Consider the following 13705-nt stretch of genomic DNA (forward strand, 5'->3'; position numbering starts at 1 on the left):
TGATGAGAACCGTACAAGTCGAGCTTGGCGACCGTTCGTATCCCATCTATATCGGCTCGGGACTGCTTCCTGAAGCGGGAAGTTACCTGGAGAAACACGGCCTGACCAAGAAGAGCACGCACCTGATCGTCACGGATGAGCAGGTTGCCGCCCGCCATCTGGACACACTCCGGCAGAGTCTGGAAAGCCGGGGATATTCGGCGGTCGTCTCGATCGTCAAATCGGGGGAAACGTCCAAATCCCTCGCGGTGTATGAGGAAGTGATGACCACTGCCATCCAGGGCGGCCTGGACCGCAGCTCGGGCGTTCTGGCGCTCGGCGGCGGCGTGGTCGGAGACCTTGCCGGCTTTGTGGCCGCTACCTATATGCGCGGCGTCAAGTTCGTGCAGATTCCGACCACGATTCTGGCGCATGACAGCAGTGTCGGCGGGAAGGTGGCCGTCAACCATCCGCTCGCCAAAAATATGATCGGCGCCTTTCACCAGCCCGAGCTGGTGCTCTATGACACGGACACGCTTCAGACGCTCCCGCCGCGCGAAGTATCCGCGGGTCTGGCCGAGATGGTTAAGCATGGCTTGATTCGGGATGCGGATTTTGCCGGCTGGTGCCGCGATCACGCGCCTGAGCTGCTGTCCCTGGACCGGGAGGCGCTGGCATACGGCCTGGAACGCGGCTGCTCCATCAAAGCCGATGTCGTGTCGGCCGATGAACGCGAAGGCGGCCTGCGCGCCATCCTGAATCTGGGCCATACGATTGGCCATGCGATTGAAGCCGTAGGCGGCTACGGGGAATTTTTGCACGGTGAAGCGATTTCCATCGGCATGGCGGGTTCGGCGCTGTTGGCTGTCAAGCTGGGACGCGATGCGTCCATCTATCCGGAAACGGTATCCATGCTGCAGGCCCTGAAGCTCCCGGTCGTATTGCCGGAGCACTTGTCCGCGGATGAGCTGATTGCGGCGATGAAGCATGACAAGAAATTTACGGAAGGTACCATGGTGTTTATCGTCCCGGATAAGATCGGGGAGGTCAGCATTGTGAAAGATATTCCGGAGGCTTTCGTCCGCGAAGTGATCGAAGAGCTGAGAAGAAAGGAGCCTGAACATGTATAACCGGGGGATACGGGGAGCAACGACGGTAACCCGCAATGACGAACAGGAAATTTTGGATGAAACCCTTCGTTTGATGAAGGAAATTGCTGACCGCAATGACGTCAATCCGGATGATATTTGCAGCATTTGGATTACACTGACCCATGATTTGGATGCAACATTTCCGGCCAAAGCGATCCGCCAGCTGGAAGGCTGGGAGCTGGTGCCGCTGATGTGCTCGATGGAGGTTCCGGTCAAGGGAAGCCTTCCTCGCTGCATCCGATTGATGGTGACGGTCAATACAGAGAAGAGTCAGGCAGAGATCAACCATGTCTATCTGAATGAAGCAAAGAAGCTGCGTCCGGATCTGGCCGCGCCCAAAGCCTGATTTTGAAAAACAAGGTTGCCAGAACAGGGACTGTTCCTGTATAGTGTAGATAGTTGAGATGAGTAGAGTTTAGAATGAGATGAGCTAAGTATAGAAGAGCAGAGTCCATATGGTTGCATGTTATATTTCGTCAACATGTCCGTGTTGAAGCAGTCAAGGCGTTCCGTGTATATTGGGGACGAGTGAATGCTGATGCGGCCGTGCTGTCGGACTCTTTCATATACTTATTGAAATCCAAACCTCTACTTCGGTAGAGGTTTTTTTGTTGCTTTCGAGTCTGCTGCTCATCTAAGTCCTGATCAATCGAAGGAGGGTACACGATGTTGAATCCTAGTAAAGAGCAGGTCATCGCCCTGGCCGGACAGTATAATCTGATCCCGGTCGTGAAGCGGCTGCTGGCCGATATGGAAACGCCGATCCGTATATTTCAGCGCTATGCCCAGCGGGAATGCGCATTTCTGCTTGAAAGTGTAGAGGGAGGAAGCCAGTGGGCCCGTTATTCGTTTATCGGGACGGACCCGTTCATGATGATCTCCGGCAAGAAGGGAGAAATCGTGCTGGAGCAGGGTGGACAGAAGCAGCGCATGAAAGGGAAGCCCGTTGAGGAGCTCAAGGCGCTGCTTCGCTCGTACCGAAGCCCGAAACTCGATGATCTTCCTCCGTTCACGGGAGGAGCGATCGGTTTCTTCGGATATGATCTGCTGCAGTATTATGAGAAGCTCCCTGCGCATCAGGTCGACGATCTGGGGATGGACGACATCCGCTTCATGTTCTGCGACACCGTCATCGTGTTCGATCACGTGAAGCAGCAAATTTTGCTGGTCGGAAACGTGCATGTACGGGAAGGAGACAGCGACGAAGCGATCCGCAGAACTTATGACGAGGTGGACCGCAGGCTTGAGGAGATTGCCGGGCAGCTGCACGAGCAGGGTCCGAGAGAGAACGTCAACGGCCGCAGCATACCGGCGGATATCGACCTCGGCGAAATCAAGTCGAACATGACCAAGGAGCAGTATATGGCGAACGTTCGCCAAGCGCAGGAGTATATTCGCGCAGGGGATATTTTTCAGGTGGTGCTGTCCCAGCGCTTTCATATCGAGACGGAAGTGTCTCCGCTGCATGTGTACCGGGTGCTGAGAACGCTGAATCCTTCGCCTTATATGTATTATTTGAAAATGCATGAGGAGATCATTGTCGGCACCTCGCCGGAGGCGCTGGTCAAGGTTGACGGCAACCGGGTCGGAACCCGTCCGATCGCCGGCACGCGGCCGCGGGGAGACGATGAGGCCGAAGACAGCCGGCTTGCCGCCGAGCTGCTGGCCGACGAGAAGGAGCGCGCCGAGCATTTGATGCTCGTGGATTTGGGCCGGAACGATCTCGGCAGGGTGTCGGCGTTCGGCACCGTCAAATGCGACAGCTTTATGGAAATTGAAAAATATTCGCATGTGATGCACATGGTTTCGAATGTGTCGGGGACGCTGCGCGAAGATAAAGATTTCTTCGATGCTTTTCTGTCCTGCCTGCCGGCGGGAACGGTGTCCGGAGCACCGAAGCTGAGAGCGATGGAGATCATCGCGGAGATGGAGCGGGAGGCGCGCGGCGCTTATGCCGGCGCCATCGGATATCTGGGCTTTAACTCGAACATGGATTCCTGCATTACGATCCGGACGATTATTTTCCGAAAAGGCAAGGCGTACGTGCAGGCGGGCGCGGGGATCGTATGGGATTCCGTTCCGGAGAAAGAGTACGAGGAGACGGTGAACAAAGCGAAAGCGCTCCTGAAATCGATCCGGACGGCGGAAGCGATGTTCCCGCCGGTGAAACCGGAGCGTGAAGTGACCAATCAGGATTATTTCTTTGAATATACACCTTAATGGACCGGAAAGGAGAGGAAAGAGCATGAGCGCAAGCGAATTGATACATGCCAGTTTGTCACAATTGATCGGGGGCAGTCATCTTTCAAGGGAGGAAGCCCGCGGACTGATGCAATGCATCATGGATGGGGCGGCGACATCTTCCCAGATCGGTGCGCTGCTGACGGCGCTGCGGATCAAGGGGGAGACGGTGGAGGAAATCACGGGCTTTGCCGAAGCGATGAGAAGCGTCGCGAGCCATGTGGCGACCGACAACGCAAGGCTGCTGGACACCTGCGGAACGGGCGGATCGGGTATCCACAAATTCAACATTTCCACCGTCTCGGCGATTATTTCTTCTTCCGTTTCGGTCCGGGTGGCGAAACACGGCAACCGCTCGGCCTCAGGCCGCGCGGGCAGCGCCGATGTGCTGGAGGCGCTCGGCGTGAACATCCATTTGAGCAGCGAACAGGCGAAACGGTGCCTGGAGGAAATCGGCATCTGCTTCCTGTTCGCCCAGATTTACCATCCATCCATGAAGCATGCAGCCGCTCCGCGCAAGGAGCTTGGCGTTCGGACGGTATTTAATATGCTCGGCCCGCTGACGAATCCGGCCGGAGCGGATCGTCAGCTGCTGGGGATCTATGACCGGAGCAAGACCGAAACGATCGCAAACGTGCTGAAGGAGCTTGGCTCCAAGCGTGCTCTTGTCGTAACCAGTCTGGAAGGGCTCGACGAAATCAGCATTTCCGGTCCGACGCAAATTTCCGAGCTGCGGCACGGCGAAGTGCGGACCTACCAGATTCACCCGCATGATCTCGGGCTGAACGCCCACCCGCTGGATGCCGTTCTGGGCGGCGATGCGGTGCAGAATGCCGCCATTATCCGCTCGGTGCTGGCAGGAGAGAAGAGCCCATACCGAGACATTGTGCTGGCTAACGCAGGCGCATGCATCTATGTCGCCGGCCTTGCGGACAGCATCGCGGAGGGCGTGCAGGCGGCGGCTGGCGCCATCGACAACGGCAGCGCATCAGCCAAACTTGAGCAACTGATCCAAATGACAGGAGAGCTGAGCTATGTATCTTGATAAAATCGTACAAACGAAACGGGCTGAGGTAGCTAAACTCGCCGAGCATTTTTCACTCACGGAGGCGGAACGCCAAATTGCGGCGATGCCTGCGACAAGAGGGTTCCACCGGGCGCTGACAGCAGGACGCAATCGGAGCATGGGGCTGATCGCCGAGGTGAAGAAGGCGTCGCCTTCCAAAGGTCTCATCCGCCCGGATTTTCATCCGGTGCGGATCGCCCAGGCTTATGAAGCGGCAGGGGCCGACTGCCTGTCTGTTCTGACGGACGTCGAATATTTCCAGGGGAGCGGGCAATATTTACGCGATGTGCGCTCCGCGGTGAACCTGCCGCTTCTGCGGAAGGACTTCATCATCGACGAGCGGCAAATTTATGAAGCTCGCCTCCTCGGCGCGGATGCGGTGCTGCTGATCGCGGCGATTCTGGAGCCGGATCAAATCGCAGCTTACCTGCAGCGGGCTGGTGCGCTTGGGCTTGACGCCTTGATTGAGGTTCACAGCAAGGAAGAGCTTGAGACGGTGCTTGGCCTCGGAGCGGATCTGCACCAAGGAGCGCTGATTGGGATTAACAACCGGAATCTGCATACGTTCGAGACTTCCCTGGAAGCGACGGCAAAGCTTCGGGAGCTGATTCCACAAGGAATTCCCGTCATCAGCGAGAGCGGCATCGCAGGCAAAGAAGATATGGCGTATTTGGAACAAGCGGGAGCAAGCGGGGTGCTGATCGGCGAGTATTTCATGCGCCGGGAGGACATCACAGAGGCGGTCCGGGACTTGATGGGCCCGACCTTATCCGAGGAAGAAGTGAAGCATCGTGGGTGAGACGGCCGTAAAAATTTGTGGACTTCAGGACGTTGAAGTGCTAAAATCAATGGTAAACTTGCCTGTGGATTATATCGGATTTGTATTCGCACCGAGCCGGCGCCGGGTGACGCCTGAACAGGCTGCCCTGCTCGCAGCGCAGCTCCGTGCATGGAAGACGCCTGAGGTTCCGCAAAGCGTCGGCGTGTTCGTTAACCCGGACCTAGAAGAGCTCGCCGTGATCGTGGATCAAGTCGGGCTTGATGTCGTTCAGCTTCATGGACAGGAAAGCCCGCAATTTTGCCGGGAGGTCAAGGAGCGTATAGGAACCCGGGTATTCAAGGTGCTGTCGGTTCAATCCCGTAATGAGAATTCCAATGCCTCTATAAATCACGAACTATACGCAGGCGTTATCGACGGCCTGCTGCTTGATACATTCGATCCGGTGTATGGCGGGGGATCGGGAAGCACGTTTGCCTGGGAGGAGATACCGGCATACCGCGATTGGGCGGCAGCCCAAGGGATACCGCTGTTTGTAGCCGGTGGCCTTATGCCGTCCAACGTGGCGGAGCTGATCCAGAAGTACAGCCCGGACGGCGTTGACGTTTCCAGCGGCGTGGAAAGTGACGGAGTGAAAGATATAGACAAAATCGCAGCATTTGTGGGAAGGGTGAAGCAGGCATGACAACACAATTACCGGACAAGAACGGGCGATTCGGCACGTTTGGCGGAAGATTCGTTCCCGAGACGCTCATGAACGCGCTGATCGAGCTCGAGGAATCATACAATCGGTATTCCGACGATCCAAGCTTTCAGGAGGAGCTTAGCTATCTGCTTAAGCAGTACTCCGGCCGCGAGACGCCTCTGTACTACGCGGAGCGTCTCAGCAAGCATTTGGGGCAGGCGAAGATCTACCTGAAACGGGAGGATCTGAATCACACCGGCGCCCATAAAATCAACAACGCGCTCGGACAAGGCGTCCTCGCCAAGCGAATGGGCAAGACCAAGGTCATCGCGGAGACGGGCGCTGGCCAGCACGGTGTGGCGACGGCCACCGTGGCCGCACTCCTGGGCATGGAATGCAAGGTGTTCATGGGAGAAGAGGACACGAAGCGGCAGGCGCTGAACGTATTTCGGATGCAGATGCTGGGCGCGGAAGTCGTACCCGTTACGTCAGGGTCGCGCACGCTGAAGGACGCCGGCAACGAGGCGCTGCGGTACTGGGTCAGCCATGTCGACGATACGTTCTACATTCTCGGTTCTGCCGTAGGGCCGCATCCGTATCCGATGATGGTGCGCAACTTCCAGCGGATTATCGGAGACGAGACCCGCCGCCAGATCCAGGAGGCGGAAGGGCGTCTGCCGGACTATGTTGTCGCGGCCATCGGCGGCGGCAGCAATGCGATCGGCATGTTCTATCCGTTTATCGAAGACAAGGATGTCCGGTTGATCGGCGTGGAGGCTGCCGGGAAAGGCGTGGAAACCGCCTTCCATGCGGCGACGATGAGCAAGGGCACGCATGGCGTCTTCCAAGGCTCCATGAGCTATCTGCTGCAGGATGATTTCGGCCAGGTGCAGGAAGCCCACTCCATATCGGCCGGCCTGGATTATCCGGGCGTCGGACCGGAGCATTCCTACCTTAAGGACATCGAACGGGCCAAATACGTTCCGATTACGGATCAGGAAGCGCTGGATGCCCTTCAGCTGCTTTGCCGGACGGAAGGGATCATTCCGGCCCTGGAATCCGCGCATGCGATCGCTGAAGTGGTGAAGATGGCGCCGCAGCTCGGCGAGGACGATATCGTCGTCATCTGTTTGTCCGGACGGGGAGACAAGGACGTGGAGTCCATCATGGCTTATACGGGAGGTAAACAGGCATGAATTTGATGGATCAAACGTTTGCCCGTCTCAAACAGGAGAATCAAACGGCGCTGATTCCGTTTCTTACGATCGGTGACCCGGATCCCGATACGTCACTTGAAATTATAGCCGGGCTCGAAGCGGCCGGAGCCGACATGATCGAGCTTGGTGTGCCGTATTCGGACCCGTTGGCCGACGGCCCGGTCATTCAGCGGGCTTCCGAGCGGGCGCTGAAGCATCAAGTGACGATCAAGACCTGCATGGAGACGGCGGTTAGAGCACGCAAGGCTGGCGTGAAGCTGCCGTTCATCCTGTTTACCTATTACAATCCGGTGCTTCAGTTCGGTCTGGACCGCTTTTTTGAAGAGGTCAGAGCTCATGAAATCAGCGGCATCATCATTCCGGATCTGCCGATCGAAGAGTCAGCCGACGTGCGTGCCCGAGCCGAGCAGGCGGACATCCATGTCGTGCCGCTGGTAGCTCCGACCTCCCACGAACGGATCAGATCGATCGTGGAAGGAGCCAGAGGCTTCATTTACTGCGTATCCTCGCTTGGTGTGACGGGCGAGCGGGCGAGCTTCCACGAAGGCGTGGAGGACTTCATCGCGAGCGTTAAGCAGTACACGGACATTCCGGTGGCCATCGGCTTCGGCATCTCGAACAGGGAACAGGCGGTGCGTTTTTCCCGGATCTGCGACGGCGTCGTCGTGGGCAGCGCCATCGTCCGAAAGGTCGAAGAGACCATTCCGCTGCTGCAGAACGGAGATACGCGTGAGCAGGGCCTTTTGCAAATCCGTGAATTTGTGGCACAATTAAAACCATAATCTTTAGTTGAAAGTGAGGGGGGTTACGGTGAAACCAAAATCCCAGATAGTGAACATTCCGGTCTATGAACCGGGCAAACCGATCGAAGAAGTCAAGCGGGAGCTTGGTCTCAGCGAAGTCATCAAGCTGGCTTCCAACGAAAATCCTTATGGCGCGTCGCCGCGGGTGAAGGAGGCGGTGATTGCCGAACTCGACAACATCAGCCTGTATCCTGACGGGGGCGCGGTGGAGCTTACGGCGGAAGTGGCCCGTTTCCTGGGCATAGAGCCCGGACAGATCATTTTCGGCTGCGGCTCGGATGAAATCATCGCCCTGATCTGCCGCGCATTTCTGGTTTCCGGCGACGAAACCATTATGGCGGATCAAACCTTCTCCGTATATAAGAGCAACGCAGACATCGAAGGGGCTGTCAGCATCGAGGTTCCCCTGGTTGATGGGAAGCATGATCTGGACGCTATGCTCGCCAAGCTCAGCAGCAAGACGAAGATCGTATGGATTTGCAACCCGAACAATCCGACGGGAACGATTCTTTCCGAAACCGAGTTGACCGGTTTCCTGGATCAAGTTCCATCGGATGTTATGGTGGTGCTCGATGAGGCTTACTTTGAGTATGTGACCGACCTTTCATACCCGGACGGAACCAAGTTCCTGTCCAAATATCCAAACCTGGTCGTTCTCCGGACCTTCTCGAAGATCTACGGCATGGCTTCCCTGCGGATCGGCTACGGCGTGGCTCAGCCTGAAGTCATTCAGCTGATCAACCGGGTGCGCGAGCCGTTCAATACGACACGGGCAGCCCAGGCTGCGGCCAAAGCGGCACTTGCCGATCAGGAGTACGTGGCCAACTGCCGTATAGCGAATGCGGAAGGCATCAAGCAGCTGCAGGGTGAGTTTGACCGGCTGGGTCTCGACTATTTCCCGGCACACGGCAACTTTATTATGGTCAATGTCCGCAAGCCTGCGGTTGAAATGTTCCAATCGCTGCTGCGCAAGGGGATCATCGTTCGCGCAGGATTCGGCAAATATCCGAACCATGTTCGTGTCACTGTTGGATCCGAGGAACAAAATAAAGCATTTATTCACGCATTGGAGCAGGTATTGAACGACGAAAAGGCCCAAGTGCAGTAAGTGCGAACAAACGAGTGAGGGAACATGAATACAACGAAGATTGCTATATTTGGAGTGGGCCTAATCGGCGGTTCGCTGGCGCTTTGCTTTAAAGGCAAGCCCGGCTTAACCGTCGTGGGCCATGCCCATCTCCCCGAATTGGCCGACAAATATATAAGCCGCGGCGTCGTCGACGCAGCGACGCTGTCCATGGAGGAAGCCGCACTTGATGCGGACTTCATTTTTTTGTGCGTTCCAGTCGGTATGCTGGAAGAATACCTGGACCGGTTAAGCGCCCTACCTTTGAAAAAAGGCTGCATCATCACCGATGTGGGCAGCACGAAAGCGAGCATCGCGCAAGCGGCGCGTACGCATGATTTCGAGGACTTTTACTTCATCGGCGGGCACCCGATGGCCGGATCCGAGCGTTCCGGTGTAGAGGCGGCTACGCCGCTGCTGTTTGAGAACGCGTATTATGTGCTGACCCCGCCTCCTGGCACGCCTGATCACGCGTATGACGCGTTGGCACAGCTGCTGTCATACACCCGTGCTCAGGTCGTCAAGGTGGATCCAGTCCTGCATGATGAAATCGTCGGGGCCATCAGCCATTTGCCGCATATCATCGCGGTGGCGCTGGTGAACCAGGTGCGCGATTACAACCACGCCAACTCCTTGTACCGGCTGCTTGCGGCAGGCGGTTTTCGTGACATCACCCGGATCGCGTCCAGCGATCCGCTGATTTGGCGCGACATCCTGCTGGGCAACAAGGAAGTGCTGCTCAGACAGCTGAAGGACTGGAATGAAGGCATCGCTGCGTTCGTGGAGATGCTGGAACAGGCTGATGGAGAGGCAATTCAAGAGGCGTTTGCCAAAGCGAACGATTTCCGCAGCGAGCTTCCGGAACGACGCAAAGGCATGATTACGCCGAGCTTTGATCTGTACCTCGATGTGCCGGATACGCCCGGTATTATCGGCAAAATCGCCACGGAGCTGGGCGTTCGCCACATTAACCTCAGCAATATGCAAATTATTGAGAGCCGGGAGGACGTCCCAGGCATTCTGCGCCTTTCTTTCAGGCAGGAACACGATTTGGAGCGGGCCAAGGAACTGCTGCAATCCATGAGTTATCAGGTATCGCAGTAAGTTTTAAAACGTTTACAAAAAAACGCTTACTTTAGTGTTGACAAAATGAAAACGTATACATATAATAAAAGTACAGTATGGTTTCTCTCCACTCCTATCCAAATAAATGGCACTTTGTGCAGCCACCCGATGCGGGTGGTTTTTTTTTGCCTTTTTTAAATTTTGTTGAAATTATTTCTATGATCTAGCAACATTTTCGCTGCGAAATTCGTCTAATAAGAGATTAGAGATGAATCAGCAGTGCCAAAAAGCGTTAATATCTCCATAAATTTGGCAGGTTTGCTTGCTTCGACTGACTAGCAGGAATTAATATGTTACAATGGAAATGATATATTTGTAGAATCGTTGCCGATTTTGCCGAATACATAGCTTTTTGGACGTTTATACTGCCGCGCGGTGGCTTAAATACCGCAACTTTTCATCACCTGTTCAGTACAAACATATAACTGAATCGAACGGGGATGCTTTGTACGGTCGAGGAGGTCACAATGGAAATGACGGATTCGCAAATGATACGGGACATCAAGATGGGCAATGTAGAGCTCTTCTCTGAATTGATGCGCCGTTATCAGCGGAAAATATTGGCTTTTGTATACCATATGCTCAAGAGTTCACATTTGGAGTTAATGGCGGAAGACCTGTGTTCAGAGACGTTTTACAAGGCTTTTAAGAGCTTGCATTCGTTTCGTGAGGTAGACGCATCGTTCTCCACATGGCTCTACACGATTGCCCGGAACACGGTGCTCAGCGAGCTGAGAAAGCAGCGCAGCGCCAACGTGCCGCTGGAAGAGAGCGGGGTTACGCCGGTTGCGCCGATCGAGGTGGCGCCGGAGCAGGCCATTTTGCGTACCGAGAAGGTGGAGCTGGTTCGCGAGGCTATCAATAACCTGCCGGAGAAGCAGCGTTCTGCGCTTATTTTGCGGGAATACGATCAGCTCGATTACCAGGAGATTGCCGACATTCTAGGTCAAAGCGTCAGCTCTGTAAAATCTCTCCTATTCCGGGCAAGGTCCAGCGTAAAAGTTCAGCTGGAGCCGTATTTTTACGAGCTGACGTATGAAGAATATGAAGGGATGAAAAGCAAATGAATTGCGATGAGGCTCACAGCCTGTTCGGCATCGTTTTGGATTTGGAAGAAGACGATCCGAGACGGATTGAGCTCGAACAGCATACAGCCACTTGCAGTGATTGCGAAGCGGAATTGGTGTTATGGAAAGAAAGCCGGGTACTCATGATGGATTGGCAGGAGAAGCCGACGGAAGAACAAGCGGAGGAAGTCAACCGGAACGTCATGGACCGGATTTACCGCGAATCTCCGTGGCTGATTCCGGACCATAGCAAGCCTTTCGCTGTGCCCGCATCTACCCGAAAACGCATGTCCTGGTGGATTGCCGGGTTTGTAATGGTATTTTTGGCCAGCTTTCTGTATTGGGCGATCATGGAAAAGCCGTTTACCAAAGAGACAGCCGGAGCGGTACCTACCGGGATTCTTCCGACTGGCGTCGCAGGTTCATCCGTCGTGTCGGAACAGGTCAGTTATGTGATACCGAACACCAACAGCGGGATTATCGAGCCGCTTGTCGCGGGTATGGGTCCGACCCATCCGCAGTACTGGATGATTCTGTCGGTGCTCGGAGTAGGAATGGCCCTGTTTTCATTGGGAAGGGTCAGCCGTATCAGGAAGTAGGTTCTTTCGCATATATATATAGAAGAAAGGGGATACGCGCATGATGATCGGTTTGATCCGCCACGGGCTGACGGATTGGAATAAGCTTGGGAGAATACAGGGGCAGAGCGATATCCCTTTGAATGAAGAGGGCAGGAAGCAAGCGGAGCGTCTAGGGGACCGGCTGCTTCATGAGCCGTACCGTTGGGATTTTATTATCAGCAGCAAGCTCTCACGCGCGCGGGAAACCGGGCAAATTCTGGCCGGCAAGCTCAACATTCCGCTATTTGAGCCCGATGAACGTCTGAACGAACGGAGTTTTGGACAAGCGGAAGGATTAACGGCCGAAGAGCGTGAAAGCCGCTGGGGCAAGCAATGGGATGTGAATGACCTGGGCCAGGAGACGATCGAGCAGATTGAGGCCAGAGCCCTGGCGTTTATGGAGGATATGTGGACTGCCTATCCCGACAAAAACATGCTCGTCGTTAGTCACGGCGGGCTGCTGGCACAGCTGTACAAATCGCTGTATAAGGATAAATACACGGAGCGGATTGGCAATCTGTCGCTTACGATCCTGGAGAAAAAGGATATCGACTGGATGCCGCTCCTCTATAACTGCACTCGTCATTTGGCGGAAAAGAACGGATAACTCGGACAAGAACCGGGTTATTTTTTTTATGTGGATCGAATAAAAATTGTAATAATTCCCATAATGGTATTAAAACGGCGAGGCGATGATGACATGAATTTAGCGGATATGCTTTCGTACGCGGATATCGGCCAGCTGACTACCATTGCAAGCCATTACCAATGCCAATGCAAAAGAAATTCCAAGCACGAACTGATCCAGAGCATTCTGGTCACGCTGAACCGGAGGGAATTCATTGAGCAGCAGGTTAACACGGTGTCCCTTCCAGATTTGCGTTTTCTGAATTCGGTATTGTTTGACAACAGATCGTTTTACAGCGTTGAAGACTTAGCGGCTGTCGTCCGGCAGACGACTTTTGATCTCCCGGCGAACGAGGTGCATGAGACTCCGAGAGAAGCCATCGCCCGCTATAAGCGCAGCGGCTGGCTGTTCAACGGGATGACTTCCAGCACCAAGTATCTGTTCCAAATGCCCAACGATCTGAAGGACCGGTTCCGGGCCGAGCTTGGGCAAACCCTGAAGCGAAAGGTCGTTAAATCCGGCGAACCTCCGGTATATCGGGAGGAGCAGGAACTGTGCGCCGAGGACTTGATGTACATGCTCAGGTATGTGAAGCAGCAGGAGATCGAACTGAATCAGGAATTCGTGATGTACAAACGATACCAGCAGCAGTTAATGGACATGTTCCATGTCAGTGAGCCCCTTCTCAACAAGGGGGGATGGCGCTTTGGCTACGGCAGGAGTTTTAATGCATATCCGAACCGGATGGCGCTTCTGTATGACTATGCGTTCTACCATAGATATGTGGAAGAAAACGGAAGCAAGCTGGAGCTGTCCGGCAAGGGCGCAGAGCTGCTGGAAAGCGGGACGAAAGAGAGCATGGTACAAATTTTCCGCTTTTGGTTAAAACTTTATAAAAGCGCCATCCCTAACTTGGCATCCCTGGTTTATTGGACAGGGGAATGCGCCAAGGAATGGGTAACCGCCGCTTCCCTGCATGATGCTTTGGGCTGGCTGATCAAACCGTTTTATTATGACACTGCAGAGTCGATATTAAATGAAAGAATTATCGCGATGATGATGCATCTAGGACTTATCCGCATCGGAGAAAGTCCGGAGAGGGGCATGGTTCTGAAAATGACCGCTTTCGGACAAAAGCTGGCCAGCAAAAGCCTAAATCTCGGAAGCGGCGAGCTGGAACCGCTCATTGACAAGTCATAGCCGCCTTGTTACAATCACT

At 54.7% G+C, this 13705-nt stretch carries 14 protein-coding genes; all 14 read left to right on the forward strand.

What is annotated here, in order from left to right:
* Positions 1 to 2: 2 nt before the first annotated feature.
* The 14 genes from aroB (at position 3) to CJP46_RS14230 (ending at position 13686) form a co-directional block, all read left to right on the forward strand.
* A complete protein-coding gene (gene aroB, locus CJP46_RS14165) occupies positions 3 to 1109 on the forward strand; it encodes a 3-dehydroquinate synthase (protein WP_094596866.1) in 1107 nt (368 codons plus the stop codon).
* Complete coding sequence (gene aroH, locus CJP46_RS14170) at positions 1102 to 1476, forward strand: chorismate mutase (protein ID WP_094596264.1); 375 nt, start codon at positions 1102 to 1104, stop codon at positions 1474 to 1476. The genes aroB and aroH overlap by 8 nt, the downstream gene beginning before the upstream one ends.
* A gap of 320 nt (positions 1477 to 1796) precedes the next feature.
* Positions 1797 to 3350 (forward strand): anthranilate synthase component I, encoded by a 1554-nt coding sequence (gene trpE, locus CJP46_RS14175; RefSeq protein ID WP_094596265.1) that lies wholly within the window; start codon positions 1797 to 1799, stop codon positions 3348 to 3350.
* A 25-nt stretch (positions 3351 to 3375) separates the two neighbouring features.
* A complete protein-coding gene (gene trpD / locus CJP46_RS14180) occupies positions 3376 to 4416 on the forward strand; it encodes an anthranilate phosphoribosyltransferase (RefSeq protein ID WP_094596266.1) in 1041 nt (346 codons plus the stop codon).
* On the forward strand, positions 4406 to 5236 hold the full coding sequence (gene trpC, locus CJP46_RS14185) for an indole-3-glycerol phosphate synthase TrpC (protein WP_094596267.1): 831 nt from the start codon (positions 4406 to 4408) through the stop codon (positions 5234 to 5236). Before trpD ends, trpC begins: the two co-directional genes overlap by 11 nt.
* Positions 5229 to 5900 (forward strand): phosphoribosylanthranilate isomerase, encoded by a 672-nt coding sequence (locus CJP46_RS14190; protein ID WP_094596268.1) that lies wholly within the window; start codon positions 5229 to 5231, stop codon positions 5898 to 5900. Before trpC ends, CJP46_RS14190 begins: the two co-directional genes overlap by 8 nt.
* On the forward strand, positions 5897 to 7096 hold the full coding sequence (gene trpB, locus CJP46_RS14195; RefSeq protein WP_094596269.1) for a tryptophan synthase subunit beta: 1200 nt from the start codon (positions 5897 to 5899) through the stop codon (positions 7094 to 7096). Before CJP46_RS14190 ends, trpB begins: the two co-directional genes overlap by 4 nt.
* Positions 7093 to 7899, forward strand: a complete 807-nt coding sequence (gene trpA / locus CJP46_RS14200) for a tryptophan synthase subunit alpha (protein ID WP_094596270.1) — start codon at positions 7093 to 7095, stop codon at positions 7897 to 7899. The genes trpB and trpA overlap by 4 nt, the downstream gene beginning before the upstream one ends.
* A 28-nt stretch (positions 7900 to 7927) precedes the next feature.
* The gene (hisC, locus tag CJP46_RS14205) at positions 7928 to 9028 is read left to right on the forward strand and encodes a histidinol-phosphate transaminase (RefSeq protein WP_094596271.1); all 1101 of its coding nucleotides are present in this window, start codon (positions 7928 to 7930) and stop codon (positions 9026 to 9028) included.
* 24 nt (positions 9029 to 9052) lie between these two features.
* Positions 9053 to 10150, forward strand: a complete 1098-nt coding sequence (locus CJP46_RS14210; protein ID WP_094596272.1) for a prephenate dehydrogenase — start codon at positions 9053 to 9055, stop codon at positions 10148 to 10150.
* 494 nt (positions 10151 to 10644) lie between these two features.
* Positions 10645 to 11238 carry an RNA polymerase sigma factor gene (locus tag CJP46_RS14215; RefSeq protein WP_094596867.1) on the forward strand — a complete coding sequence of 198 codons (594 nt, stop codon included), beginning with the start codon at positions 10645 to 10647 and terminating at the stop codon, positions 11236 to 11238.
* A complete protein-coding gene (locus CJP46_RS14220; RefSeq protein ID WP_094596273.1) occupies positions 11235 to 11837 on the forward strand; it encodes an anti-sigma factor family protein in 603 nt (200 codons plus the stop codon). Before CJP46_RS14215 ends, CJP46_RS14220 begins: the two co-directional genes overlap by 4 nt.
* Positions 11838 to 11877: 40 nt before the next feature.
* Positions 11878 to 12465, forward strand: a complete 588-nt coding sequence (locus CJP46_RS14225) for a histidine phosphatase family protein (RefSeq protein ID WP_094596274.1) — start codon at positions 11878 to 11880, stop codon at positions 12463 to 12465.
* A gap of 93 nt (positions 12466 to 12558) precedes the next feature.
* Positions 12559 to 13686: a hypothetical protein gene (locus CJP46_RS14230; RefSeq protein WP_094596275.1), complete on the forward strand. Its 1128-nt coding sequence runs from the start codon at positions 12559 to 12561 to the stop codon at positions 13684 to 13686.
* Positions 13687 to 13705 lie beyond the last annotated feature (19 nt).

This window comes from Paenibacillus sp. XY044 (assembly GCF_002257645.1).
Lineage (GTDB): Bacteria > Bacillota > Bacilli > Paenibacillales > Paenibacillaceae > Paenibacillus_AQ.